The 22,899-nt window shown below is 67.0% G+C and carries 22 protein-coding genes; all 22 read left to right on the forward strand.

Features of this window, described 5'->3' with window-relative positions; translation table 11 throughout:
* Positions 1-43 precede the first annotated feature (43 nt).
* On the forward strand, positions 44-595 hold the full coding sequence (gene pyrR / locus ACTIIH_RS02285) for a bifunctional pyr operon transcriptional regulator/uracil phosphoribosyltransferase PyrR (RefSeq protein ID WP_441450286.1): 552 nt from the start codon (positions 44-46) through the stop codon (positions 593-595).
* Positions 592-1,572: an aspartate carbamoyltransferase catalytic subunit gene (locus tag ACTIIH_RS02290; protein ID WP_441450287.1), complete on the forward strand. Its 981-nt coding sequence runs from the start codon at positions 592-594 to the stop codon at positions 1,570-1,572. The genes pyrR and ACTIIH_RS02290 overlap by 4 nt, the downstream gene beginning before the upstream one ends.
* Positions 1,565-2,878, forward strand: a complete 1,314-nt coding sequence (locus ACTIIH_RS02295; protein WP_441450288.1) for a dihydroorotase — start codon at positions 1,565-1,567, stop codon at positions 2,876-2,878. Before ACTIIH_RS02290 ends, ACTIIH_RS02295 begins: the two co-directional genes overlap by 8 nt.
* Entirely contained in the window at positions 2,863-3,357 is a 495-nt protein-coding gene (locus ACTIIH_RS02300) for a PH-like domain-containing protein (protein ID WP_441090008.1), read from the forward strand. Before ACTIIH_RS02295 ends, ACTIIH_RS02300 begins: the two co-directional genes overlap by 16 nt.
* On the forward strand, positions 3,354-4,514 hold the full coding sequence (gene carA, locus ACTIIH_RS02305; RefSeq protein WP_441450289.1) for a glutamine-hydrolyzing carbamoyl-phosphate synthase small subunit: 1,161 nt from the start codon (positions 3,354-3,356) through the stop codon (positions 4,512-4,514). The genes ACTIIH_RS02300 and carA overlap by 4 nt, the downstream gene beginning before the upstream one ends.
* A 12-nt stretch (positions 4,515-4,526) precedes the next feature.
* Positions 4,527-7,802 carry a carbamoyl-phosphate synthase large subunit gene (gene carB, locus ACTIIH_RS02310; protein WP_441450290.1) on the forward strand — a complete coding sequence of 1,092 codons (3,276 nt, stop codon included), beginning with the start codon at positions 4,527-4,529 and terminating at the stop codon, positions 7,800-7,802.
* A complete protein-coding gene (pyrF, locus tag ACTIIH_RS02315) occupies positions 7,802-8,647 on the forward strand; it encodes an orotidine-5'-phosphate decarboxylase (RefSeq protein ID WP_441090005.1) in 846 nt (281 codons plus the stop codon). Before carB ends, pyrF begins: the two co-directional genes overlap by 1 nt.
* 175 nt (positions 8,648-8,822) lie before the next feature.
* The gene (gene mihF / locus ACTIIH_RS02320; RefSeq protein WP_025777825.1) at positions 8,823-9,134 is read left to right on the forward strand and encodes an integration host factor, actinobacterial type; all 312 of its coding nucleotides are present in this window, start codon (positions 8,823-8,825) and stop codon (positions 9,132-9,134) included.
* 19 nt (positions 9,135-9,153) lie between these two features.
* A complete protein-coding gene (gene gmk / locus ACTIIH_RS02325; protein WP_025777824.1) occupies positions 9,154-9,717 on the forward strand; it encodes a guanylate kinase in 564 nt (187 codons plus the stop codon).
* Positions 9,718-9,729: 12 nt separating this feature from the next.
* On the forward strand, positions 9,730-10,065 hold the full coding sequence (gene rpoZ, locus ACTIIH_RS02330; protein WP_227492527.1) for a DNA-directed RNA polymerase subunit omega: 336 nt from the start codon (positions 9,730-9,732) through the stop codon (positions 10,063-10,065).
* The gene (gene coaBC, locus ACTIIH_RS02335; protein ID WP_441450291.1) at positions 10,062-11,342 is read left to right on the forward strand and encodes a bifunctional phosphopantothenoylcysteine decarboxylase/phosphopantothenate--cysteine ligase CoaBC; all 1,281 of its coding nucleotides are present in this window, start codon (positions 10,062-10,064) and stop codon (positions 11,340-11,342) included. The genes rpoZ and coaBC overlap by 4 nt, the downstream gene beginning before the upstream one ends.
* Positions 11,339-12,544 carry a methionine adenosyltransferase gene (gene metK, locus ACTIIH_RS02340; RefSeq protein WP_441450292.1) on the forward strand — a complete coding sequence of 402 codons (1,206 nt, stop codon included), beginning with the start codon at positions 11,339-11,341 and terminating at the stop codon, positions 12,542-12,544. The genes coaBC and metK overlap by 4 nt, the downstream gene beginning before the upstream one ends.
* A gap of 12 nt (positions 12,545-12,556) precedes the next feature.
* Complete coding sequence (locus ACTIIH_RS02345; protein ID WP_441450293.1) at positions 12,557-14,611, forward strand: primosomal protein N'; 2,055 nt, start codon at positions 12,557-12,559, stop codon at positions 14,609-14,611.
* A 29-nt stretch (positions 14,612-14,640) separates the two neighbouring features.
* Entirely contained in the window at positions 14,641-15,573 is a 933-nt protein-coding gene (fmt, locus tag ACTIIH_RS02350) for a methionyl-tRNA formyltransferase (RefSeq protein WP_441450294.1), read from the forward strand.
* A 5-nt stretch (positions 15,574-15,578) separates the two neighbouring features.
* A complete protein-coding gene (locus ACTIIH_RS02355) occupies positions 15,579-17,093 on the forward strand; it encodes an RsmB/NOP family class I SAM-dependent RNA methyltransferase (protein ID WP_441450295.1) in 1,515 nt (504 codons plus the stop codon).
* 3 nt (positions 17,094-17,096) lie between these two features.
* Positions 17,097-17,759: a ribulose-phosphate 3-epimerase gene (gene rpe / locus ACTIIH_RS02360; protein ID WP_101553479.1), complete on the forward strand. Its 663-nt coding sequence runs from the start codon at positions 17,097-17,099 to the stop codon at positions 17,757-17,759.
* 50 nt (positions 17,760-17,809) lie between these two features.
* Positions 17,810-18,475, forward strand: coding sequence for a nicotinamide mononucleotide transporter family protein (locus tag ACTIIH_RS02365; RefSeq protein ID WP_127364397.1), 666 nt, complete (start codon positions 17,810-17,812; stop codon positions 18,473-18,475).
* A 94-nt stretch (positions 18,476-18,569) separates the two neighbouring features.
* Positions 18,570-18,833 carry a phosphoribosyl-ATP diphosphatase gene (locus tag ACTIIH_RS02370; RefSeq protein ID WP_127364396.1) on the forward strand — a complete coding sequence of 88 codons (264 nt, stop codon included), beginning with the start codon at positions 18,570-18,572 and terminating at the stop codon, positions 18,831-18,833.
* A 53-nt stretch (positions 18,834-18,886) separates the two neighbouring features.
* A complete protein-coding gene (gene hisG / locus ACTIIH_RS02375; RefSeq protein ID WP_101593429.1) occupies positions 18,887-19,726 on the forward strand; it encodes an ATP phosphoribosyltransferase in 840 nt (279 codons plus the stop codon).
* Positions 19,727-19,733: 7 nt separating this feature from the next.
* On the forward strand, positions 19,734-20,168 hold the full coding sequence (locus ACTIIH_RS02380; RefSeq protein ID WP_240811957.1) for a PH domain-containing protein: 435 nt from the start codon (positions 19,734-19,736) through the stop codon (positions 20,166-20,168).
* A gap of 2 nt (positions 20,169-20,170) precedes the next feature.
* Positions 20,171-21,376 carry a CaiB/BaiF CoA transferase family protein gene (locus ACTIIH_RS02385; RefSeq protein WP_101553484.1) on the forward strand — a complete coding sequence of 402 codons (1,206 nt, stop codon included), beginning with the start codon at positions 20,171-20,173 and terminating at the stop codon, positions 21,374-21,376.
* 12 nt (positions 21,377-21,388) lie between these two features.
* Positions 21,389-22,891, forward strand: coding sequence for a carboxyl transferase domain-containing protein (locus ACTIIH_RS02390; protein WP_441450296.1), 1,503 nt, complete (start codon positions 21,389-21,391; stop codon positions 22,889-22,891).
* The last annotated feature ends 8 nt before the right edge of the window (positions 22,892-22,899 follow it).

Raw genomic sequence — 22,899 nt, forward strand, 5'->3', positions numbered from 1 at the left:
CCACTCCTTTAACCACCGTCCGGAGAGGCGGAGAAGGGGAAATATGACACAGCGAACAGTGCTGGACGCCCCCGATATCTCGCGGGCGATCACACGCATCGCCCATGAGATCATCGAATCCAACAAGGGCAGCGACGACCTCGTCCTCTTAGGGATCCCGCGCCGCGGAGTCCCGCTCGCCCACCGACTCGCCGAGGCGATCGCCTCCATCTCCGGTCGGCCCGAGACCGCAGGCGAACTCGCCGGCAGCCTCGACATCACGATGTACCGCGACGATCTGCGCGGCGGCTCCTACCGGACACCCGAACCCACCTCCATCCCGGCCGCGGGAATCGATGCGAAGACCGTCGTCCTCGTCGACGATGTGCTCTTCTCCGGGCGCACGATCCGTGCCGCCCTCGACGCCCTCGCCGATGTCGGCCGGCCCGGCAAGGTCCGGCTCGCCGTTCTCGTCGACCGCGGCCACCGCGACCTGCCGATCCGTGCCGACCATGTCGGCAAGAACCTGCCGACATCGAGCAGCGAACGCGTCAATGTCTCCCTGACCGAAATCGACGGAGACGATTCCGTGAGCATCTCGGGGGGCCGCGAATGAAGCATCTGCTCGATACCGCGACGCTCAGCCGAGACGACGCCATCGGCATCCTCGACATCGCCGAGGAGATGACGCTGGTCTCCGAACGCGAAGTCAAGAAGCTGCCCGTGCTGCGCGGACGCACGGTGGTCAACCTCTTCTTCGAGGACTCCACACGCACACGCCTGTCCTTCGAAGCCGCAGCCAAACGGCTCTCGGCCGATGTGCTCAACTTCTCCGCCAAGGGCTCCTCCGTGTCGAAGGGCGAAAGCCTCCAGGACACCATCCAGACGATCTCGGCGATGGGCCCCGATGCCATAGTCGTCCGCCATTCCGGAGCTGGCACCGCCCACCGCCTCGCCCATACCGGGTGGATCGACGTCCCCGTCGTCAACGCCGGCGACGGCACCCACGAACACCCCACCCAGGCGCTCCTCGACGCGTTCACCCTGCGTCGGGCACTGGCCGGAGTTCCCGCCTCGGGGCCGGTGGCCGGGGGACCGCGCGGTCAGGGACTCGACGGAGCGAAAGTCGCCATCGTCGGGGATATCCTGCATTCCCGTGTGGCCCGCTCGAATGTGCACCTGCTCGCCCGCCTCGGCGCGGATGTCCACCTCATCGCCCCGCCCACCCTGCTGCCGTGGGGAGTGGAGGACTGGCCGGTGACCGTCCACTTCGACTTCGATTCGGCCCTGAGCGCGGTGGACTTCGCCGCCGTGATGATGCTGCGGGTCCAGCACGAGCGGATGCACGAGTCCTTCTTCCCCAACGAACGCGAATACGCCCGCTTGTGGGGACTGAGCGCTGCCCGTCTGGCCACACTGCCGACCTCGACCTTCATCATGCACCCGGGCCCCATGAACCGCGGTTTCGAGATCTCCGCTGCCGCAGCGGATTCACCCCGCGCCCTCGTCCTCGACCAGGTCGAGAACGGAGTGAGCGTGCGCATGGCGGTCCTCTACCGTCTGCTGACCGGTCAGGAGGAGACCAATGACTGATTACCTCATCCGCGGAGCCGACGTCCTCGGACGCGGAGTCGCAGATATCGCGATCCGTCACGGACGCATCGTCGACCCCGAGCTTCTGGGCACAGACGATCACGAGACCGTCGAGGCCGCGGGCCTCGTGGCTCTGCCCGGCCTCGTCGACATGCACACCCACCTGCGCGAACCCGGCAAAGAGGACGCCGAGACCGTGCTCACAGGGTCCCGATCGGCGGCGTCGGGCGGCTACACCTGCGTCCACGCCATGGCCAACACCGCGCCCGTGGCCGACACGGCAGGAGTCGTCGAACAGGTCCACCGCCTCGGCCGCGCCGCCGGATTCACCGAAGTCGTGCCCGTCGGCGCCGTGACCACCGGCCTCGAGGGCCGTCAGCTCGCCGAATTGGGCGCCATGGCACGTTCGGGCGCCCGCGTGCGCATGTTCTCCGACGACGGCATCTGCGTCTCCGATCCGCTGCTCATGCGCCGAGCCCTCGAATACGTCAAGACCTTCGACGGGATCATCGCCCAGCACGCACAGGAACCGCGCCTGACCGAGGGCGCACAGATGAACGAGGGAACGGTCTCGGCCGAACTCGGACTGCCCGGCTGGCCCGCCGTGGCCGAGGAGTCGATCATCGCCCGTGATGTGCTCCTGGCCGAACACGTCGGATCCCGGCTGCACATCTGCCACGTCTCCACCGCCGGCAGCGTCGACCTCATCCGGTGGGCCAAGGCCCGGGGGATCGCCGTGACCGCCGAGGTGACACCGCACCATCTCATGCTCACCGACGAACTCGTACGCACCTTCGACCCCGTGTACAAGGTCAACCCGCCGCTGCGCACCGACCGTGACGTCCAGGCGCTCCGGACTGCTCTGGCAGACGGCACGATCGACGTCGTCGGCACCGACCACGCCCCGCACACCGCCGAACACAAGTGCAGCGAATGGACCGCCGCGGCCATGGGCATGGTCGGGATGGAATCCGCGCTGTCCATCGTCGTCGCCGCAATGGCAGACCACGACTTCGACTTCGGGGATGTGGCCCGTGTGATGTCGTCGGCCCCTGCACGGATCACCGGAGCCTCCGGGCACGGCAGCCTCGAAGTCGGGGCGAGCGCGAACATCGTCCTCGTCGACCCGGCCGCACCGCACCGCATCCAACCCGCCGACCACGCCACGAAGGGACGCAACAACCCTTTCGCCGGCGTCGAAGTGACCACGCAGGTCACCGACACCTTCTTCTACGGCCACCGGGTCTTGGCCGCAGGGGCACTGACCACACCCCACCCGGCAGGAGCAACATGGACACCACAGTAGGCACACTCATCGTCGCCGCAGTCATCGTCATCGTGATCGTCGCGATCGCCTGGGGATGGAGCCGACGCAAACAGGCCCAGGCGGAAGTCGTCACCCCGCCGAAGCCCCATATGGGCATCAAAGCCGTCGCCGAGCCCGTCGAAGGCTCCTATGTGTCGACGACGAAAGCCGGCCATCCGCTCGAACGCGTCGCCGTCCACGGCCTGGGCATCCGCACCACCGGGGAACTCGTCGTCACCGACGGGGGAGTGATCATGGACCTGGCCGGACGCGAAGACTTCCTCATCCCGCGCCGAGACATCGTCTCCGTGGACACCACGAACGGGATGATCGGCAAATTCGTCGAACGCGGAGGCATCATCCGCATCACGTGGCACCTCGGCGACACCCTCGTCGACACGGGCTTCCGCGCCCGCTACGCCGCATCCACCACCCCCACCGTCGACCGCATCCGCGAAATGATCGAAGAGGCACAATGAGCTTTTCCACCACCCCCGCTGTCCTCGTCCTCGAAGACGGCCGAACCTTCCACGGATCCGCCTACGGACAACTCGGCGAGACCACCGGTGAGGCCGTGTTCGTCACCGCCATGTCCGGCTACCAGGAGACGCTGACCGACCCGTCCTACCACAGGCAGATCATCATCCAGGCCGCTCCGCACATCGGCAACACCGGCGTCAACCGCACCGATGACGAATCCGCCAGGATCTGGGCGGCCGGCTACGTCGTCCGCGACGCCTCCCGGATCTCGTCGAACTGGCGATCCGAAGGCGACCTCGTCGACTGGCTGACCGAGTCCGGGATCGTCGGCATCTCCGACGTCGACACCCGAGCCCTGACCCGCCACCTGCGCGACAAGGGAGCCATGCGCGTGGGCATCTTCTCCGGCCCCGCTGCCGAGGCGCCCGAGTCCGAACTCCTCGCCCGCGTCCAGGCCTCCCCGCAGATGGCCGGAGCCAACCTCGTCGACGAGGTCTCGATCACCGAACCCACCCTCATCCCCGCCCGCGGGGAGAAGAGGTTCAGTGTCGCCGCCGTCGACCTCGGCATCAAATCGATGACCCCCGAGCGACTGTCCGAACGCGGAATCGACGTCCATGTGCTGCCGTCGACGATCAGCTTCGAGCAGATCCGGGCACTCGGCGTGGACGGAGTCTTCTTCTCCAACGGCCCCGGCGACCCCGCCACCGCAGACGACCAGGTCGAACTGCTGCGCGCCGTGCTCGATGCAGGCATGCCGTTCTTCGGCATCTGCTTCGGCAACCAGCTGCTCGGTCGGGCACTGGGCTTCGGCACCTATAAGCTGCCCTTCGGCCACCGCGGCATCAACGTGCCCGTGATGGACCGGATCACGGGCAAGGTCGAAATCACCTCGCAGAACCACGGCTTCGCCGTCGACGCTCCGCTGACAGGTGAGACCATCGCCCCGCACAAGGCCGATTACGGCCGGGTGACTGTGTCCCATGTGTGCCTCAACGACGATGTTGTCGAGGGACTCGCCTGCCTCGACCTTCCCGCCTTCTCCGTCCAATTCCACCCCGAGGCTGCGGCCGGCCCGCACGATTCGAGCTACCTGTTCGATCGCTTCGTCGACCTCATGTCCGCTTCCCAGGCCGATTCGGCTGCCCTGGCCTAAGGAGAACACCCAATGCCACTGAGACACGACCTCACATCCGTCCTCGTTATCGGCTCCGGCCCCATCGTCATCGGCCAGGCCTGCGAATTCGACTATTCGGGCACCCAAGCCTGCCGCGTGCTGCGTTCCGAGGGCCTGCGCGTCATCCTCATCAACTCGAACCCGGCGACCATCATGACCGACCCGGACATCGCCGACGCCACGTATGTCGAACCGATCGATCCGGACGTCATCGAGACGATCATCGAGAAGGAGCGCCCCGATGCGCTCCTGCCCACCCTGGGCGGACAGACCGCACTCAACGCGGCCATTGCGCTGCACGACGCCGGAGTGCTCGAGAAGTACGGCGTCGAACTCATCGGTGCCGACGTCGACGCCATCCAGCGCGGCGAGGACCGTCAGAAGTTCAAAGACATCGCAGAGGCCTGCGGTGCCGAAGTGGCCAGATCCGCCATCTGCCACACCCTCGACGAAGCCCTGGCCGCCGCCGAGGAGCTCAACTACCCGGTCGTCGTCCGCCCCTCGTTCACCATGGGCGGCCTCGGCTCGGGCATGGCCTACGACGAAGCCGATCTGCGCCGCATCGCCGGCGCCGGCCTGTCCGATTCCATCACCCACGAAGTGCTGCTCGAGGAATCGATCCTCGGGTGGAAGGAATACGAACTCGAGCTCATGCGCGACAACAAAGACAATGTCGTGGTCGTGTGCTCGATCGAGAACGTCGACCCGGTCGGCGTGCACACCGGCGACTCGATCACCGTGGCTCCGGCACTGACGCTGACCGACCGGGAATACCAGTCGATGCGCGATATCGGCATCGCGATCATCCGCGCCGTCGGCGTGGACACCGGCGGCTGCAACATCCAGTTCGCCGTCGATCCCAAGACCGGACGCATCATCACCATCGAGATGAACCCACGCGTGTCCCGGTCCTCGGCGCTGGCGTCGAAGGCCACCGGTTTCCCGATCGCGAAGATGGCTGCGAAGCTCGCCGTCGGCTACTCGCTCGACGAGATCCCCAACGACATCACGAAGGTCACCCCGGCAAGCTTCGAACCGACCCTGGACTATGTGGTCGTGAAGATCCCGCGCTTCACCTTCGAGAAGTTCCCGGCCGCGGATCCGACCCTGACGACGACGATGAAATCCGTCGGCGAAGTCATGGCGCTGGGCCGCAACTTCACCACCGCACTGCAGAAGGCGATGCGCTCACTCGAGCAGAAGGACTCCGCGTTCAGCTGGACCGACCTGCCCGACGTCTCCGACGACGACGTCCGCGAATCCGTCCTCGAAGCGATCTCGCACGCCACCGCTGACCGCATCCACTCGGTCCAGCGCGGACTCGCCGCCGGGCTGAGCGCGGCGGAGGTCTTCGACGCCTGCGAGATCGACCCCTGGTACCTCGACCAGATCCAACTCATCAACGAGGTGGCCGCCTATGTGCGCGACGCCGACGAACTCGACGAGCACGTCCTGCGGGTCGCGAAGAACCACGGCTTCTCCGACGAGCAGATCGGAGGACTGCGCAGCCTCGACACGAGCGTCGTCACCGGCATCCGCCACGCACTGCGCGTGCGCCCGGTGTTCAAAACCGTCGACACCTGCGCCGGAGAATTCGAAGCGAAGACTCCCTACCACTACTCGAGCTACGACTCCGAGACCGAGGTCATGAGCCGCGACCGCCCGGCCGTGATCATTCTCGGCTCGGGCCCGAACCGCATCGGCCAGGGCATCGAGTTCGACTACTCGTGCGTGCACGCGACCATGGCGATCGGGTCCGCCGACTACGAGACGATCATGGTCAACTGCAATCCGGAGACCGTGTCGACCGACTACGACACCGCCGATCGTCTGTACTTCGAACCCCTGACGTTCGAAGACGTCATGGAGGTCTACCACGCCGAACTCGCCGCCGGCGAGGTCCTCGGCGTCGTGTGCACTCTCGGCGGACAGACACCGCTGGGCCTGGCCGATAAGCTCAAGGCCGCAGGCGTGCCGGTGCTCGGCACCCAACCCGAAGCCATCGACCTGGCCGAGGACCGCGGAGAGTTCGGAACCGTGCTGGAGAGGGCCGGACTCACCGCGCCCAAGCACGGCACCGCGGTGACCTCTGCGGAAGCGGCAGCGATCGCCGAGAATATCGGCTACCCGGTGCTCGTGCGGCCCTCCTACGTTCTCGGCGGACGCGGAATGCAGATCGTCTACGATCGCACGCAGCTGCTCGACTACATGGCCAGCGCCACGGAGATCTCGACCGATCGTCCGGTCCTCGTCGACCGGTTCCTCGAAGACGCCATCGAGATCGACGTCGACGCCCTCTACGACGGCAACGAGGTCTACATCGGCGGAATCATGGAGCACATCGAGGAAGCCGGAATCCACTCCGGCGACTCCGCCTGCGTTCTGCCCTCGCTGACTCTGGGCGAGGACGTGCTCGAGCGCGTACGCCAGGGCACGAAGGCCATCGCCGAGGGTGTGGGCGTGCGCGGACTGCTCAACATCCAGTTCGCCATCGCCGCGGACGTCCTCCACGTCATCGAAGCCAACCCACGTGCCTCGCGGACCGTGCCGTTCGTCTCGAAGGCGACGTCGACCCAGCTGGCCAAGGCCGCGGCGCTCATCGCCGTGGGCCGGACGATCGAGGATCTGCGCGGCGATCTGCTGGCAGCAGAGGGCGACGGCTCGACCCTGCCGCTGGACCATCCGATCGCCGTCAAGGAGGCGGTCCTGCCGTTCCGACGGTTCACCACCGTCGAAGGCAAGATCGTCGACTCGGTCCTCGGTCCCGAGATGCGCTCGACCGGTGAGGTCATGGGCATCGACCACAACTTCCCGACCGCCTTCGCGAAGGGGCTGCTCGGGTCGTCCGTGAAGCTGCCGACCTCGGGCACCGTGTTCGTGTCGGTAGCCGATCGGGACAAGCGCGCCATGGTGCTGCCGGTCAAGGAGCTCGTCGACATGGGCTTCGACGTCGTCGCGACCACCGGCACCGCGGCTGTGCTCTCCCGCTACGGGATCAAGACCACGCAGGTGCACAAGCACTTCGAGGCCGATGCCGAAGACCGCACGGTCATCGACTACCTCACCGCGGGCACCATCGACATGGTCATCAACGTGCCGTCGGGTCGGCAGGAACGCGCCGACGGATACGAGATCCGCGCCGCGGCGACCGCCAACTCCGTGCCGCTGATCACCACGCTCGCCGAATTCGCCGCCGCCGTGACCTCCCTTGAAGTCATCCGCGACTCGAAGTTCGATGTGCGCAGCCTGCAGGACTGGAGCGCCTGATGTTCGGCACCCGACTGGCAGCCGCCATGGACGAGCATGGACCGCTGTGTGTGGGCATCGACCCGCACGAGCATCTGCTGGCCTCCTGGGGGCTGCCGGCCAGTGCTGCAGGCGTCCGCGAGTTCGCCCTTCGTACGGTCGGGCAGCTCAAGGGATCGGTGGCAGCCGTGAAACCGCAGTCCGCGTTCTTCGAACAGTACGGCTCCGCAGGAATCGCCGCTCTCGAAGAGACCCTGGCCGCGGCCAAAGACGCCGGTCTGCTCACCGTCCTCGACATCAAACGCGGTGACATCGGCTCGACCATGGGTGCCTACGCGAGGGCCTACCTCGACCCCGCCTCGGCGCTGGCCGCGGACTCGATCACGGTCTCGCCCTACCTCGGGTTCGGAGCCCTGGAGCCGGCGTTCGAACTCGCGGCCGCTCACGGCAAGGGCGTCTTCGTCCTCGCGCTGACCTCGAATCCGGAAGGGGCGGAGGTCCAGCATGCCGTGCGAGACGGCGAATCGGTGGCCGCAGCGATCGTGTCCCGAGTCCGGCAGCGCAATGCTCAGGCACTGGACTCGGCCGAGGGGCTCGGTTCGTTCGGACTCGTCGTCGGAGCGACAATCGGCACCGCAGCAGCGGACCTGGGATTCGATCCCACCTACTGCGGGGGACCGATCCTCGCTCCCGGCGTCGGTGCGCAGGGCGCGGGTCTGGCTGAACTGCGCGCCGTCTTCGGCGACCGGGCCCTGGAATCGGGACGGGTGCTCGCCACCGCCTCCCGGGCGGTGCTCGGTGCCGGCCCCGACGGATTGGCCGACGCCGCAGCCGCACTCAACCGTGACCTGACGGCAGCGGACTGAGCACCGGTGTTCGTTTTGCGAGGGCGGTCCGAACACCGGATTCGGCGTTCCGGCGGTGGGCGGATTCCGGCTCGCCACGCCACAAATTTCTGCTCATATCGCCTCTCGGCAGGGATTGTGTCTTAGACTGAGACAACTTCCCTACCTGCCCGTTCATGGTGACAGAGGAGACAAAGTGGCACTCGAACCGTTGACCCCGCAACAGCGTTCCGCTGCGTTGGACAAAGCGTTCAAGGCACGTCAGGCACGAGCCGAAGTGAAGTCGGCGCTCAAGACCGGCGATACCGATCTCGCGGCCGTGCTCAAGAAGGCAGCAGACGACGAAGCACTGGCGAAGATGCGTGTGCTCGATCTGCTCAGGGCTCTGCCCGGAGTCGGCGACCGGCGAGCCGAAGCCGCCATGGAAGAGGTCGGCATCGCCACCTCCCGGCGGATCAAAGGTCTGGGTGTGCACCAGAAGTCCGCCCTGTTGGAGAAATATTCCTGAGTGTGACAACCTCAGATCTGTGAATAATCGACTCACCGTCCTCGCGGGTCCGACCGCCGTCGGAAAAGGCACCATCAGCACCTATATTCGGCAGAACCACCCCGAGGTCTGGTTCTCCGTGTCGGCCACGACCCGCCCCCGGCGCCCCGGTGAGATCGATGGTGTCCATTATCACTTCCTCACCGACGACGCCTTCGACGCTCTCATCGCCGAGGATCGCCTGCTCGAATATGCCGTCGTCCACGGACGCCACCGCTACGGCACGCCTTCGGCTCCGGTGGAGGAGAAGCTCGACCAGGGGATTCCCGCACTGCTCGAGATCGACCTGCAGGGAGCCCGTCAGGTCAAAGAGAAGATGCCCGATGCCCGCTTCGTCTTCCTCGCCCCGCCCAGCTGGGAAGAACTCGTCTCCCGACTGACCGGCCGCGGCACCGAAACCGAAGAGGAGCAGGAGCGGCGACTGGCCACCGCGAAACGCGAATTGGCCGCCGAATCGGAGTTCGACGTGACCATCGTCAACGACCACGTTCGCACTGCGGCCGAAGAACTCCTATCATTGATGGGTATAGCCACTTCCGATTAGATGGGAATCTCCTTGCCCGCACAGCCTGAAGGCATCACCAACCCTCCGATCGACGATCTGCTGAGCGTGACCGGTTCGAAGTACGAACTGGTCTCGATCGCGGCAAAGCGCGCCCGTCAGATCAACTCGTACTACGCCCAGCTGCAGGAGGGACTGCTCGAGAACGTCGGTCCGCTCGTCACGCCCGGCACCAACGAGAAGCCCCTGTCGATCGCTCTGCGTGAGGTCAACGAGTCGAAGATCGTCGCTCGCGAGGTCTCCGAAGCCGACTTCATCCAGGCCGCACCCGAGGCCGAAGCCACCGCTCCTGTGAGCAACGACGGCGCGATCGACTTCAGCGACCAGTGAGAATCGTACTCGGCGTCGCCGGTGGGATCGCCGCGTACAAGGCGGCACACATCATCCGGCGACTCCGGGAGCTCGACCACAGCGTCAAGGTCGTTCCGACGGCCAACGCACTGAAATTCATCGGTGCCCCCACTCTTGAGGCCCTGTCCGGCCAGACCGTGACCACCGATGTCTTCGACGAGATCGACACCGTCAACCACGTGCGCATCGGACAGGACGCCGAACTCGTCATCATCGCCCCGGCGACCGCCGATCTGATCGCGAAGATCGCCGCCGGCCGAGCCGATGATCTGCTCACCGCCTCCGTGCTCACCACGACCGCCGAGGTCGTCGTGGCTCCGGCCATGCACACGGAGATGTGGCTCAATCCCGCCACAGTCGCCAATATCGCGACCCTGCGCTCGCGCGGTGTCCATGTCCTCGATCCTGCTGTCGGGCGCCTCACCGGACCCGACTCCGGTCCCGGACGACTGCCCGAACCCGAAGAGATCGTCGACTTCGCGCTCTCGGTCAAGGACGGCACCGCCGACGACTCGGCAGACGCGCTCAACCGCCCCAGCGGTGCTCTGACCGGTCGCCGCATCGTCATCAGCGCGGGCGGCACCCGGGAGCCACTCGACCCCGTGCGCTTCCTCGGCAACCGCTCCTCAGGCAAACAGGGCATCGCCCTGGCGAAGGCCGCGCGTGCCGCGGGCGCATCCGTCGAACTCGTCGCTGCGAACATCGACACCGGTATGCTGTCGGGACTGCCCGCTGACATCACGGTCACCCCGGTCGAATCCACTCTGGAGCTGCAGGAGGCGATGCATGCCGCCCAGGTGCGCGCCGCTGCCATCATCATGGCCGCCGCCGTCGCCGACTACCGGCCCGCCGAGACCGCGGACTCGAAGATGAAGAAGTCCGGAGACGACGGTCTGACCCTGCGCCTGACGCAGAACCCGGACATCCTGCGCGGACTCGTCGCCGAGCGCTCTGGGCAGACCGGTCTCCGCCGTCAGATCATCGTCGGATTCGCCGCCGAGACCGGTGACTCCGACACGACCGCGCTCGACTACGCTCGAGCCAAGTTCGAGCGCAAAGGCGTCGACCTGCTCGTGTTCAACGACGTCTCGGACGACCGCGCCTTCGGCCACGATGACACCATGGTCCAGATCATCTCCTCCGATCGCGGCGACATCGTCGTCGGTGAGGAATTCCACGGGTCGAAGGACCATGTTTCACAAAAGGTCATTGCGGCCGTCTCCGACCAAATCACCCACGTAGAATCGACAACGTGACACACACAAATCTGCGTTTCTTCTCATCCGAGTCCGTCACCGAGGGACATCCCGACAAGATCTGCGACCAGATCAGCGATGCGGTGCTCGACGATCTGCTTCGGCAGGACCCCAACGCCAAAGTGGCCGTGGAAACCATGGTCACCACCGGACTCGTCCACGTCGCGGGTGAGGTGAATACGGCCGCCTACGCCGATGTCGCCGGCATCGTGCGCAGCCTCATCACGGGGATCGGCTACGACTCCTCGGACACCGGCTTCGACGGACACTCCTGCGGAGTCTCCGTGTCCATCGGCAGCCAGTCCACGGACATCCACTCCGGTGTGACCAACCCGCTGGACTTCCGTGAGGCTGTCGAATCCTCCGACCACGGCACGAGCCTCGGAGCCGGAGATCAGGGACTGATGTTCGGCTATGCCGACAACTCCACCGATGTCCTCATGCCGCTGCCCATCCACCTGGCCTCCCGGATGGCCGAGCAGCTCTCTGCAGTGCGCAAGTCCGGTCGGCTCGACTACCTGCGTCCCGATGGGAAGACGCAGCTGACGCTGGGCTATGACGGCGACGAGGCAGTGTCGATCGAGAACGTCGTCGTCTCCACCCAACACTCGGCGGAGACCAGCCAGTCCCAGCTGCGCACGGAGATCAAGGAACTCGTCATCGATCCGGTGATCGCCGACACCGGTCTCGACGTCTCTGGCGCGAACATCCACATCAACCCCGCCGGTCCCTTCGTCACGGGCGGGCCGATGGGCGATGCCGGTCTGACCGGTCGGAAGATCATCGTCGACACCTACGGCGGGTTCTCCCGTCACGGAGGCGGCGCGTTCTCCGGCAAGGATCCTTCGAAGGTCGACCGTTCCGCGGCCTACGCGATGCGCTGGGTGGCGAAGAACGTCGTCGCCGCCGGTCTGGCAGACCGGGCCGAAGTGCAGGTGTCCTATGCGATCGGCCGAGTCGACCCGATGGGCCTGTACGTCGAGACATTCGGGACGGAGAAAGTCGATCCGAACGCGATTTCACGGGCCATCCGCGAGGTCTTCGACCTCCGCCCGGCGATGATCATCGCCGAACTCGATCTGCTGCGCCCGATCTACTCGCAGACCTCGACCTACGGCCACTTCGGCCGCGAACTGCCCGACTTCACCTGGGAGGTCACGGACCGCGCCGAGGATCTGCTGCGCGCCGTGTCCTCCAACTAGTCTGCCGTCGGCGTGGACGAACCCCTCCCGATCGACACCGGAACCTCGGCCGAGGGCCAGGTGCCCCTGGCCCCGACCGATCCGGTCGCCCGCGTGCTCATCGACCATCCCGTCCCGCACCTTGCGCGGACCTTCGACTATGCGGTCCCGTACAAGCTCGCCGAGGCGGCCCTGCCCGGTGTACGCGTGCGCGTGAAGTTCGCCGGGAAGCTGCGTGACGGCTATCTGCTCGAACGCGTCGAATCCTCGGACCACGTCGGGCCGTTGGCGACGATCCAACGGATCAGCGGACCCGTCCAAGTTCTCAGTGAGAATCTGCTCGCGTTGAGCGAAGCGGTCGCTCGTCGCTACGGCGGTACGCTGGCCGATGTGCTGCGCCTGGCCATTCCTCCGCGCCACGCTCGCGGCGAGAAAGCCGTGCTCAAGGACGAGAAGACCGGGACGGCTGTGAACGAGTCCGATGCGGCGACCGACCATCCTGTACTGAGCCCGAACGACGGTTCAGCGGATGATCCGCAGCTGCTCGGTCGCCTCGGCGAGTGGGTTCTTACGGCGGGGGAGGAGCCGAGGGCCGGCGATGATTCCGGGCCGCCTCGGCGCCGGGCCATGGCGTGCACACCCGGGCCGACGCCGGGACTCAGCTGGATCCGTGCCGGACTCGATGCTGCGCGGACGGTCCTCGGGGCCGGCCGGTCCGTGCTCTGGCTCGTGCCCGACCATCGTGAGCTCGCCGTGCTCCATTCGGCGCTGACCCAGGCCGGGATCGCGGAGGTCTCGGTACTCAGCGCCGAGACATCACCGGAGCTGCGCTGGCAGGCCTGGCTGCGCGGACTGCTCGGACACACGCGGATCACGATCGGCACGCGTGCGGCGGCCTTCGCCCCCGTCGCGGACCTGGGGCTCATCATCTGCACCGACGACGCGAACCTCAACTATCTCGATCAGCACGCCCCGTACCCGCACGCCAGGGAGGTCTGCCTGCTGCGGTCGACGATCGAGGACACGGAACTGCTCTTCGTCTCCACCGACCGCAGCGCCGAAGTCCAGCGCCTCGTCGAGATCGGCTGGCTGGCCGACGTCACTCCGGTCGGTCCCGCCAGACGGCATGCCGCCCCGGTCGTCTTCGTCCCCGACGAGGATCGGGACCCCTTCGCCTGGCAGCGGATCCCCAGCCGCGCCTGGCAGATCATGCGCACGGCGCTGCGTCCGCGTCCCCGGGACGGGGGAGTGCCCGGTCCGGTGCTCGTGCAGGTGCCGCGATCCGGGTACTATCCGGTCTTCGCCTGTGCCCGTTGCCAGGAAGTCGCCCGCTGCCCGCAATGTCAGGCGACGCTGACCACTCAGTCGGAGGTCGGTCCCTTCGCCTGCCGGACCTGCGGCTATCACTCGGAGACCTTCAGCTGCCTGCGTTGCCGTTCGAACCAGGTGAGATCGATCGTGCGCGGCCGGGCCCGCACCGTCGAAGAGCTCGCCCGTGCACTGCCGGATGTCGAGATCGTCGAATCCGGAGGCGATCACATCACCACGGTCCTCGACGAGACCCCGCGCCTCGTGGTGGCCACGACCGGAGCCGAACCCTATGTGCTCGGCGGCTTTGCCGCGGCGATCCTTCTGGATTCGCTGTGGCCGGGACCCTGGATGCGCTCGATCGACGAAAGCGTGGCACGCCGACTGCGTGCCGCCTCACTCGTGCGCTCCCGCGATGACGGGGGAGTCGTCTACCTCGGCGACGAAGACGAACTCATCCGGCAGACCCTGACCGCCTTCGACCCCACGACCTTCATGTCACGACAGCTGAGCGACCGGAAGGCCCTCGGCTTCCCGCCCTACCGACGGATCCTCGAACTCACGGGAGCCGGCGCCGACATCGACGAGGTGCTCAAGCAGATCGGCGAGGTCGAGGAACTCCTGCGTGAGGACGCCGCGGACGGTCAGCGCAGCGTCAGCGCCTACCCGTTCTCCGCCGGAGACCGCGTCGGGACGAAAGTGACCGAGATCATCGCGTCCCGCTCGGCCAAGAAGCAGCCGCTGGTGCGAGTGCGCATCGATGATCCCCGGTCGCTGTGACCGCGCGGCGAACCAGTAGAATCCAAGTCGTGGATATCGTCTTCGCCGGCACCCCGGATGTCGCAGTTCCTGCCCTCGAGGCCTTGGCCGTCTCGGACCACCGCATCCGTGCGGTGCTCACCCGACCCGATGCGCCCGTCGGACGGAAGAGAGTCCTCACCCCGTCACCGGTGAAGACCCGCGCTCTCGAACTCGGACTGCCCGTCATCGAAGCCGCTCGTCTGCGCGGAGACGTCATCTCCCAGCTGCGGGCACTCGATGTCGACGCCGTCGCCGTCGTCGCCTTCGGAGCCATCGCCGGACCCTCCGCACTGGACACGGCCAGCCTCGGCTGGTTCAACCTCCACTTCTCCCTGCTGCCGGCCCACCGCGGGGCCGCTCCCGTTCAGCGGGCACTCATCAACGGTGAGACCACCAGCGGAATCAGCGTGTTCCGCATCGATACCGGCATGGACACCGGGCCGGTGCTGCGCCGGTTGGAACTGCCGCTCGACCACGCGGACGTCGCCGAGGCCCTCGACGACTATGCCCACCGCGGGGCCCCCGAACTCGTCGCCGCCTTCGACGATCTCGCCGCCGGCACCGCCGTGATGACCCCGCAGACCGGTGAGTCCAGCCATGCGGAGAAGATCACCGTCACCGACGCCCACCTCGACCTGTCCGCATCCACGGCTGAGGTCATCGACCGGGCCCGCGGAACCAGTCCCGCACCGGGGCCGTGGGTGGAACTCGACGGCAAGAGGACGAAGCTCTTCGGACTCTCGCCTGCACCCGAGGTGACAGCCTCCGGCGCGATCGGCGAACTGACCACCTGGCAGCAGGAGCCGGTGCTTTGCTGCGGTGACGGGTGGGTCCGGGTCGAGCAGATCCAACCCTTCGGCAAGCCCCGGATGAATGCGGCCGACTTCCTGCGCGGCCGCGGTGACGTGACCTTCGACCCCTATACCGATGAGGAATCATAAGAGCCATGGCTGAGCCAGCAGACAGAGACCGCCGAGGCGGCAGCCGCGGCCGAGGCGGCCACCGAGGCATCGACCGACGCGGCGGCCACGGCCGCGGCAGAGGCGATCGGGACCGGACAGGTCAGGAACGCGGAGCACCGCAGGGCGAACGGATGGGCAAGCACCTGCCGCGGCGCATCGCGTGGGAAGTCCTCCTCGATGTGGCGACGAAGGACGCCTACGCGAACCTGCTGCTGCCGGCCAAACTCGCCCGCACCCATATGGGGGCTCAGGACGCCGCCTTGACGACCGAACTCACCTACGGTGCCCTGCGTCGGCAGAAGTTCTATGATGCGGTCATCGAGATCGCCTCATCCCGGAGCGTCGACACGATCGATCCCGAACCCCTGGCCGCGATGCGCCTCGGCGCCCATCAGCTGCTGTCGATGCGGGTTCCCAACCATGCGGCACTGTCCGAGACCGTGGCCGTGGTCAAACGCTCGGCTGCGAAGACCGCCGGATTCGTCAATGCTGTGCTCCGTCGCATCTCGGAAGCCGAACCCGACGTGTGGCTCGACCGTGTCACCGCCGGGGCTGACGAGACCACCCGACTGGCGATCGAACATTCCCATCCCGAATGGGTCGTCCGTGCGCTCACCCAGGCGCTCAAGGGGCACGGCCGCGACGCCGCCGAACTCGAAGCGCTGCTGGCCGCCGACAATGCTCCGGCGAAGGTCGGTGTGACCGCCCTGCCCGGACTCATCGACCGCACCGAACTGCCTGGGGACCCGACTCCGCTGTCGCCGATCGGCGTCAGCTTGGACACCGCGGTGCCCCGGGACGTCGCGGCCGTGGCCGACGGACGCGCCCGCGTCCAGGACGAGGGGTCTGCTCTCGTCGCCCTCGCCCTGGCCGAGGTCGACGCACCCGCCGGCACCTGGGCCGACCTGTGCGCCGGCCCCGGAGGCAAGGCCGCCGTCCTCGGAGCCGCAGCCGCCGGCGAAGCGTTGACCCTCGAGGCCTTCGACTCCAGCGAGCACCGCGTCGACCTCGTCCGCGATTCGACGAAGGCACTGAGCAACGTCACCGCGGCCCTCCGCGACGGACGCGACGCCCGCGGCCCCTACTCGAAAATCCTCGTCGACGTGCCCTGCTCCGGACTCGGGGCCCTGCGCCGTCGTCCCGAAGCCCGCTACCGCCGACGGCCCGAGGACATCACGGCCCTGTCCGGACTCCAGCGCGAACTGCTGACCGCAGCCCTCGACGCCTGCGCGCCCGGGGGAGTGGTCGCCTACTCGACGTGTTCGCCGCACTACGCGGAGACCGTACTCATCGTCGACGAAGTGCTGCGCCTGCGAGCCAAGTCGGGAAGCGCTGACGTGGAGATCCTCGACACCCCGGCCGTGCTGTCGGCGATCACCGGCACCGAGGCGGAGTCGTTCGCCTCGGTGAGCCGGGCCGGCGGGCGATACGCTCAGCTCTGGCCCCACGTCCACAACAGCGACGGAATGTTCCTGGCCCTCCTGCGAAAGGCGAAATGACCCATGCCCATCGACATCAACCCTTCCATCCTGTCCTCGGACTTCGCCGATCTGCGCGGTGAGCTCGACAAGATCAGCACCGCCGATATGGCCCACATCGACGTCATGGACAACCATTTCGTCCCGAACCTCACCTTCGGCCCGCCCGTCGTCGAACGCATCCAGGCGATCTCGCCGATCCCACTCGACGCCCACCTCATGATCGCCGACGCCGATCGCAACGCTCCCGTGTACGCGGAGATCGGCTGTGCCTCGGTGACCTTCCACGCCGAGGCGGCTGCCGCGCCCGTCCGTCTCGCCCGGGAACTGCGCCGCCTCGGAGCCAAGGCGAGCCTCGCTCTCAAACCGGCCACCCCGATCGAACCCTACATCGACCTCCTCGGCGAGTTCGATCAGATCCTCATCATGACCGTCGAACCCGGATTCGGCGGGCAGAAGTTCCTCGATGTGTGCCTGCCGAAGATCACCCGGACTCGCGAAGCGATCTCGGCTGCCGGACTCGAGATCCGGCTGCAGGTCGACGGGGGAGTCTCCGCGGCGACGATCGACCGCGTCGTCGACGCCGGCGCCGACGTCCTCGTCGCCGGCTCCGCCGTCTACGGTGCCGACGATGCCGCAGCGGCCATCAGCGAGCTGCGCACTCTCGCCGCCGCACACACCCACTGACCGATCCGGGCCGGATGCTGCCTGCGGCCCACACCTGAAGAGAGCCTGCGATGGACCTGTTCGACTGGTTGAACACCCCGGCATTCGAACTGCTGGGCAAACCCGTGCCGTACTCCGACCTGTTCGGCAACATCTGCGCGCTGGCCACGGTCGTCCTGGCACTGCGGCGGAACATCCTGTCCTGGCCGGTGCAGATCCTCGGCTCCATCCTGCTCTTCTCCGCCAGCATCTCCGCCGGCCTCGGCGGCAACGCCTCCCGACAGGTCGTCATCATCGTCGCCGCGATCTGGGGGTGGACCCAGTGGAAGAAGTCCAAGGCCGCCTCCGGTGAAGTCCTCGTCCGCTGGGCCACCTGGAAAGAGCGGGCGATCCTCCTCGCGGCTCTCGTCATCGGCACCGGAATCTTCGGCTGGGTCCTCGCCCTGGGCGGATGGTCCTGGAACCCGTACCCCGACGCGTACATCTTCATCGGCTCGATCGTGGCCATGTACGCCCAGGGCCGGGCCATCGTTGAATTCTGGTTCGTCTGGCTCGCCGTCGACCTCGTCGGCATCCCGCTGGCGATCTCCGGGGGACTCGTCTTCTCCGGCGCCGTGTACCTGTTCTTCCTCGTCATGGTCATCCTCGGACTCATCGACTGGTCGAAGCGCTCCCGCCAGACGATCTCGGCACCCCACCGACCGGCCACCGACATCGGCCGCGATCCCGAGGACTGAGAGGCGGCGGCCGCAGTGCCGTCGGCTGACTGCCGCGTTTTGGAACATGAGACCCCGAACGCTGCGGTCGAGAGGCATGCATTAGGCTGGAGAGGTGAAGACCTTTGATTCTCTCTACGCCGAACTCCAGCAGAAATCCCTCGATCGACCGGCCGGTTCGAAGACCGTGGCCGAACTCGACGCCGGAGTCCATGCGATCGGCAAGAAGGTCGTGGAAGAGGCCGCCGAAGTGTGGATGGCCGCCGAATACGAAACCAACGACGAGCTCGCCGAGGAGATCTCGCAGCTGCTCTACCACGTGCAGGTGATGATGATCGCCAAGGGGCTCACCCTCGACGACGTCAACACCCACCTGTAAGTGCCTTTCACGAACCTGACCGACCCGCCGCCATCGAACTCCAAAGGGACCCCATGCTGCGTGTAGCCGTGCCCAACAAGGGCGCACTGTCCGAAGCCGCCTCTGACATGCTCAGCGAGGCCGGATACTCCACTCGACGCGGAACCAAGACACTCGTCCATCAGGACGAGGTCAACGGAGTCGAATTCTTCTACCTGCGCCCCCGCGACATCGCCATCTACGTCGGCTCCGGCATCCTCGACGCCGGAATCACCGGCCGTGACCTGCTGCTCGAGTCGCAGGCCGAAGCCGATGAGGTGCTCGGACTCGGATTCGGCGCGTCCCGCTTCTTCTACGCCGGCACCACCGGCTCCTTCACCTCGCCCGACCAGCTGGCCGGTGCCCGCATCGCCACGAGCTTCCCGAATCTCGTGGATGCCGACCTGCAGCGGCGCGGCATCGCCGCAACGACCGTGCAGCTCGACGGAGCGATCGAGGTCTCCATCCAGCTCGGAGTCGCCGACGCCATCGCCGATGTCGTCGAGACCGGTTCCACTCTGCGGGCCGCGGGACTCGAGACCTTCGGCGAGCCGCTGCTCGAATCCGAAGGCGTGCTCATCCAGCGCGCCGGCGCCGAATCCCGCATCGGCGTGCTCAAACGCCGCCTCGAATCGGTCATGGTCGCCCGCCAGTACGTGCTCGTCGACTACAACATCGAACAGCGCCTGGTTCCCGAGGCGATCTCGCTGACCCCGGGGCTCGAATCCCCGACCGTGTCACCGCTGCAGGAGACCGGGTGGGTCGCAGTGCGCGTCATGGTCGAAGCGAAGGAAGTCAACAACGTCATGGACCGTCTCTACGGAGTCGGGGCGCGTGCGATTCTGGTGACGAACATTGGCGCCTGCCGAATCTGATCTTGCCGTGTTCCGGCCTCGGCAGGTGCGCATCATCAGCATCGTCGGTGCCGTTGCCGTGACCGCAGGGTTCGCGGTCCTGTCCGTGGCGCTGTTCGTCGTGGACTGGGAACCGTGGACAGTGCTCGACATGGTATGGATGAACCTGCTGGGCATTCTCTTCGGAGCCGCCCTGCTGCGCATCTCGGACATCCAGGCTCGGCCCACCGAGGAGGGCCTGGTCGTCAAGAACATGGTGCGCACTCGGCGGCTCGACTGGGGGCAGATCCTCGGTGTGACGTTCTCACCCGAGGGCGATGACCCGTGGCCCCTGTTGGATCTCACCGACGGCACCACCTGTGCGGTGATGGCGATCCAGCATGCAGACGGTCGCCGCGCCCATGCGGAGGTCGCACGATTGCGTATGCTCATCAAGAGACGCACCCACTTCAAGGAGGACTAGGAATGGCGAACGAGACACCCGAGACCACGGCGGGACCCCTGACCGGATATACCGTCGTCGACCTTTCCCGAGCCCTCGCAGGCCCTCATGCGGGAATGATGTTCGGCGACCTCGGTGCGCGCGTGATCAAGGTCGAGAACCCCGGCAAGGGCGATGATTCGCGGTCCTGGGGACCTCCCTTCGTCGGGCCTGCGGACAACCCTCAGGCCACCTACTTCTTCTCGTGCAACCGCAACAAGGAATCCATCGCCCTCGACCTCAAATCCGACACGGGCAGAGACACCCTGACCGGACTCATCGCACGCGCCGATGTGCTCATCGAGAACTTCCGCTCCGGTGTCCTCGACCGCCTCGGCTTCTCCACCGCCCGCTGCATGGAGATCAACCCCCGCCTGGTCATCCTCTCCATCACCGGATTCGGCCATGACGGCCCCGAAGCCTCCCGGGCAGGCTACGACCAGATCGCCCAGGGCGAAGCCGGACTGATGTCGCTGACCGGCTCGGGGCCCGATGACATGCAGCGCGTGGGTGTGCCGATCGCCGACCTGCTCGCCGGAATCTACGGCTCGTACGGGGTGCTGGCGGCCCTGCTCGAACGCGAACGCACCGGCAAGGGCAAGGTCGTGCGCACCTCGCTCATCGCCGGAATGGTCGGCGTCCACGCCTTCCAGGGAACCCGTGCCACCGTGGCCGGTCAGGAACCGCAGCCGGGCGGCAACCACCACCCGTCGCTGTCTCCGTACGGACTCTTCACCTGCCGCGACGGCGCCGTGCAGATCTCCGTGGGCAACGAGAACCTGTGGCAGAAGTTCTGTGCGGCCTTCGACATCGATCCCGCCACCGAGGGCTTGGCCGACAACGCCTCACGCGTGGCCAACCGGCCCGCCCTCATCGAACTCATCGAGGACCGCTTCTCCGCCTACGACGCCGCCGATCTGCTGCACAGACTCACCGAGGCGGGAATCCCGTCCGGCACGGTGCGCACCCTGCCCGAGGTCTACCAGTGGGACCAGGCACTCAGCCAGGGACTCAAGGTCTCCGTCGACCACCCGGTGCTCGGCGACATCGACCTGCCCGGACCGCCGCTGCGCTTCTTCGACGCCGACGCCTCCGGTGAGGTCGAAACCACCCGCACCGCTCACGACGCCCCGCCGCTGCTCGACGAAGACGCGGAATCCATCGTGGCGTGGCTCGCCGACGGAAACTGAGGGGGAGACCTCATGCCGCGTCTCAACGCCTTCGAACTCGTCGACATCGTCCTCGACGAAGGCTCCTTCCTGTCCTGGGACTCCGCACCGATCCGACCCGCCGGCGGGATCTCGGCCGCCTACGCGGCTGCACTCGACGCCGCTGCGCAGAAGTCCGGCGTCGACGAATCCATCATCACCGGCGAAGGCACCATCGACGGCCGCCGAGTGGCCGTGATCGCCGGCGAATTCCGGTTCCTCGCCGGCTCGATCGGCGTGGCCGCGGCCGAGCGCCTCGTCGACGCGATCGAACGCGCGACCCTCGAAGGGCTGCCGCTGCTGGCCGGCCCCGCCTCGGGCGGCACCCGCATGCAGGAGGGCACGATCGCCTTCCTGTCGATGGTGAAGATCACCAACGCCGTCATCGCCCACCGCAAGGCCGGACTGCCCTACCTCGTCTACCTGCGCCATCCGACCACAGGCGGCGTCTTCGCCTCCTGGGGATCGCTGGGGCATGTCACCGTGGCTGAGCCCGGATCCCTCATCGGATTCCTCGGCCCCCGAGTGTATGAGGCAATCTACGGGGAGACGTTCCCTCAGAACGTGCAGACCGGGGAGAACCTGCACAAGATGGGCATCGTCGACGCCGTCATCGGTCCCGAACGCATCGCCGGCACCGTCTCCCGCGTCCTCGATGTGCTCATGGGCGCCCAGGAGGTCCCGAGCCAGGTGCCGAATCCGGACACGGCCCCGGCCACCGTCGACCCGAACTCCGATGCCTGGGCCGCGATCACCAGCTCGCGCCGGCCCGAGAGGCCCGGCGTCCGTGACCTGCTGCGGACCGCCGCGAACACCGTGCTGCCGCTCAACGGCACCGGCGAAGGCGAGAAGGATCCCGGACTGCTGCTGGCCCTGGCGAAGTTCGGTTCCGCACCGTGCATCGTCCTCGGCCAGGACCGGTTCCGGCAGGACTCCCGGGCCCCCATGGGACCGGCGGCCCTGCGTGAGGCCAGGCGCGGAATGCGTCTGGCAGCGGAACTGCGCCTGCCGCTCGTCACCGTCATCGACACCCCCGGTGCGGCCCTGTCGAAGGAAGCCGAAGAGGGCGGAATCGCCGGTGAGATCGCCCGCAGCCTCGCCGACCTCGCGAACCTCGACGCCCCCTCCGTCTCGCTCATCCTCGGCGAGGGCTCCGGAGGCGGCGCACTGGCACTCATCCCCACCGACCGGGTGCTCAGCGCCGCGAACGGCTGGCTCTCGCCGCTGCCGCCCGAAGGCGCCTCGGCGATCGTGCACCGCACCACCGAGAGAGCCGCCGAGATGGCTCAGAACCAAGGTGTGCACGCCCCCATGCTGCAGGCCAACGGAGTCGTCGACCGGATCATCGCCGAACACCCCGACGCCAGCGACGAGCCGTTGGACTTCGTCGCCCGGGTCGGTGAGACACTCGAATACGAACTCATCTCGCTCATGCGCGAACCATCGGCCAGACGCCTGGCCCGCCGGATGGATCGCTATCGGGGCCTGGGAATCTAGGAGGACTG

Source organism: Brevibacterium sp., assembly GCF_052105255.1.
In the GTDB taxonomy this organism is placed as follows: Bacteria; Actinomycetota; Actinomycetes; order Actinomycetales; family Brevibacteriaceae; genus Brevibacterium; species Brevibacterium linens_B.

Bases quoted from the DNA above. Each gene is read 5' to 3' on its own strand.
- carA (WP_441450289.1), top strand. From the start codon at position 3,354: ATGAGCTTTTCCACCACCCCCGCTGTCCTCGTCCTCGAAGACGGCCGA.
- ACTIIH_RS02295 (WP_441450288.1), top strand. From the start codon at position 1,565: ATGACTGATTACCTCATCCGCGGAGCCGACGTCCTCGGACGCGGAGTC.
- hisG (WP_101593429.1), top strand. From the start codon at position 18,887: ATGCTGCGTGTAGCCGTGCCCAACAAGGGCGCACTGTCCGAAGCCGCC.
- carB (WP_441450290.1), top strand. From the start codon at position 4,527: ATGCCACTGAGACACGACCTCACATCCGTCCTCGTTATCGGCTCCGGC.
- ACTIIH_RS02290 (WP_441450287.1), top strand. From the start codon at position 592: ATGAAGCATCTGCTCGATACCGCGACGCTCAGCCGAGACGACGCCATC.
- ACTIIH_RS02300 (WP_441090008.1), top strand. From the start codon at position 2,863: ATGGACACCACAGTAGGCACACTCATCGTCGCCGCAGTCATCGTCATC.
- rpe (WP_101553479.1), top strand. From the start codon at position 17,097: ATGCCCATCGACATCAACCCTTCCATCCTGTCCTCGGACTTCGCCGAT.
- ACTIIH_RS02365 (WP_127364397.1), top strand. From the start codon at position 17,810: ATGGACCTGTTCGACTGGTTGAACACCCCGGCATTCGAACTGCTGGGC.
- ACTIIH_RS02385 (WP_101553484.1), top strand. From the start codon at position 20,171: ATGGCGAACGAGACACCCGAGACCACGGCGGGACCCCTGACCGGATAT.
- pyrR (WP_441450286.1), top strand. From the start codon at position 44: ATGACACAGCGAACAGTGCTGGACGCCCCCGATATCTCGCGGGCGATC.
- pyrF (WP_441090005.1), top strand. From the start codon at position 7,802: ATGTTCGGCACCCGACTGGCAGCCGCCATGGACGAGCATGGACCGCTG.
- ACTIIH_RS02390 (WP_441450296.1), top strand. From the start codon at position 21,389: ATGCCGCGTCTCAACGCCTTCGAACTCGTCGACATCGTCCTCGACGAA.
- ACTIIH_RS02355 (WP_441450295.1), top strand. From the start codon at position 15,579: ATGGCTGAGCCAGCAGACAGAGACCGCCGAGGCGGCAGCCGCGGCCGA.